Here is a 2,684-nt window from a genome sequence, read left to right on the forward strand (position 1 = left end):
TCTGAGTTTTAAGTTTTGAGTTGAACATCGGTTAACTCAAAACTTAAAACTCAGAACTCAAAACTCTATATTCTGCCACATCGGCGGGCATCCGGCCAAGGTGTCATTTAGTAGGCGCGCCTACTATCCAAAACAGGCCAATTTGTCAAGTAATTCGTTGAACCAGGGCACTTTATTAGTTGGTACGGGGTTTGATTTATACCCCGCGAAGCCACCTAAAAAGGCTCTATCCCATGAAACTTATCAGCCGCGAATTTATCCGTAACATCGCTCCCCAGCTCGATTTGCTGAACACTATCGGCGGCGGCGTGGCCCAGCCCAAGCTGCACGTAAACCAGCGCCCCCAGGGCGTGGTGCTGCACGTGGCCATGCCCAGCGTGGCCGCCGAGCAGTTTCACGTAGTGCTCAATAACAGCGACCTGACCGTGTATGGCGAGTACCGCCACCAGCCCACCGACCAGTTGGCCGCCCCGCTGTTTGTGCAGAAGCTCAACCTGCCCGCCAACCTCGACCTGGCCAGCATCAACGCCAGCCACGAAAACGGCGAGCTGCGCGTAGCCATTCCCTTCAAGGAAGCCGCCTAAACCCTTCGCCCGCGCCGCGCGCCGGGCCCGTTGATACGGCCGGGACCGACCGGCCCACCCACTACCTGCGATATGGCCGGGACCGACCGGCCGCCTGGTTTCACCCTCTTGAGAGCCACCGTGATGAGCGGTGGCTTCGTTATTTTCGGGCGTTACTAAATGCTAGCCACAGTACCTCAGTCGAATAGCGGCAGTAGCAGCACGAAGCTCATGAGCAGGCTGGCGTAGACCCAGCCCATAAGCTGCCCCCGGTAGCGGCGCGGCAGCACCTGGCTGAGGCCCAGCATGGCCGCGATAACCAGCGCCAGATGCAGCACCAGGAAGGCCATCGTCTTGACCCAATTGCTGACGATGGTGTTGCGCTCGGTCTGGGTTTGGTCGCTTTCGCCCAGGCCCGAGGTGAGGTAGCGCAGCAGGTAGTAGGCTAGCACCTCAAAGGCCACGAAGCCCAGAAAGCCCACCAGCACGGCCGCCGGGCCGGATTTTTCGCGCACGTCTGGCATTAAAAGAGGCTGTTTAGCAAATATATGACTGTTTCGCAGCCGATGTAGAGACGCATATTTGCGTCTCGTCGTTGTTGTGGCTCGCCCAACGTGAGACGCAAATATGCGTCTCTACATGCCGCAAAATACGCCGCTTAGGGCCGACGCTGGCCTAGCACTTCGGCCGTGCGCAGGCGCACGTACAGGTCTTCGACCTTGGCCCGCGCCCAGGGCGTGCGGCGCAGAAAGGTGAGGCTCGATTTCACGCTCGGGTTCACCGAAAAGCAGTTGAGGCGCAGGCGCTCGTCGAGGCCGCCGAAGCCGTAGTGCGCCACGAGGTAGTTAAGAATATCAGCCAGCTTCACGCCGTGCAGCTCGCGGATGAGGTGGCCGGATTCGTCGCGGGCGTCGGTGGGCATGGCAGGTTGAGGCTTGGGGCGGAAAAGCACAAAATAACGGCAGCCGCGCCCGTAAATGGCTGCTGCCAGGCATACGCCAGGGCCGCGCCGTGCGTTAAATTTGACCGCCCTCCCTTTTCTGCCGATGCCCGCCGTTGCTGCCCCTACCCTGCCCCCGTTGCCGCCGCGCCCGCGCCGGCCCTGGCGGCGGTGGGTGCTCAAGGGGCTGCTGCTGACGGTATTGCTGGGCGGGGTTATCTACTTCCGGCACCAGCGGCAGCTCAATCGCTACGTGCGCCACACCTGGGCCACGCTCACGAGCCGCTACCTCACGGGCCGCGAAAAAACGCCTTTGTTGGCCGGCTATTCGGTGCATGGCATCGACGTATCGGCCTACCAGGGCCGCATCGACTGGCCCGAAGTGGCCCGGCACCGGGTGCGGTTTGCCTTCATCAAGGCCAGCGAAGGGGCTACGCTGCACGATGCCCGCTTTGCGCGCAACTGGCGCGAGGCCCGCGCCGCCGGCATCCTGAGCGGGGCCTACCATTACTTCCAGCCCAACCGCGACGGGGCCATTCAGGCCAGCCTGTTTATCAGCCGGGTGCCGCTGGCGGCCGGCGACCTACCCCCGGTGCTCGACGTGGAGGCCACCCGCTTTCACGACGTGGCCGAAATGCGCCGCGAGGTGCGCCAGTGGCTCGAACTGGTGCAGGCGCACTATGGCGTGCCGCCCATTCTGTATTCTAATTACGGCTTCTACAAGCGCTACCTGGCCGGGCACTTCGACGATTTCCCCTTGTGGCTAGCGCACTACGAGGTGGCGCGCCCGGTGCTGCCCGCTACGCAGTGGATAATCTGGCAGCACTCCGACGAGGCCTACGTGCCCGGCATCCGGGGCGAGGTCGATTTCAACGTTTTCCAGGGCAGCTACCAGGCCTTGCAAGCGTTGCGCGTGCCGGCCCGTGCCACCCCCACCAAGCGTCCCGCCCACCCCAAAAAAGCCGCCCGGCCGAGCAGCTCACGCAAGAAGCTGCCCAGCCGGGCGACTAAAGTAGCCTAGGCCGCAAGCCTACATTTTCGTCTTTGTCTTTTCGTCGCCCATCTTCTCTTTCTTCATCATCTTGCCGTCGCCCATCTTATCCTTTTTCATCTTGCCCTTCATTTTACCGTCGTGCATTTTCTTGTCCATCAGCTGGCCATCGGTGGTGGGGCGGTCTTGG

4 protein-coding genes are annotated in these 2,684 nt (G+C 61.7%); 2 read left to right on the forward strand and 2 right to left on the reverse strand.

Translation table 11 applies throughout. The annotated features are described in order from the left end of the window. The first annotated feature begins 233 nt into the window (after nt 1–233). Nucleotides 234–584 (forward strand): Hsp20/alpha crystallin family protein, encoded by a 351-nt coding sequence (locus tag VFO93_RS14210; RefSeq protein WP_325135048.1) that lies wholly within the window; start codon nt 234–236, stop codon nt 582–584. A 176-nt stretch (nt 585–760) separates the two neighbouring features. Here VFO93_RS14210 and VFO93_RS14215 read toward each other — a convergent pair whose 3' ends face one another. Further along, nucleotides 761–1,078: a hypothetical protein gene (locus VFO93_RS14215; protein ID WP_325135049.1), complete on the reverse strand. Its 318-nt coding sequence runs from the start codon at nt 1,076–1,078 to the stop codon at nt 761–763. Between the two features lie 143 nt (nt 1,079–1,221). After that, nucleotides 1,222–1,485 (reverse strand): VF530 family protein, encoded by a 264-nt coding sequence (locus tag VFO93_RS14220; RefSeq protein WP_325135050.1) that lies wholly within the window; start codon nt 1,483–1,485, stop codon nt 1,222–1,224. 124 nt (nt 1,486–1,609) lie between these two features. Between VFO93_RS14220 and VFO93_RS14225 the strand changes: the two genes are divergently transcribed. Then, nucleotides 1,610–2,524, forward strand: coding sequence for a glycoside hydrolase family 25 protein (locus tag VFO93_RS14225; protein ID WP_325135051.1), 915 nt, complete (start codon nt 1,610–1,612; stop codon nt 2,522–2,524). Nucleotides 2,525–2,684 lie beyond the last annotated feature (160 nt).

The organism is Hymenobacter sp. (assembly GCF_035709525.1).
Classification (GTDB): domain Bacteria; phylum Bacteroidota; class Bacteroidia; order Cytophagales; family Hymenobacteraceae; genus Hymenobacter.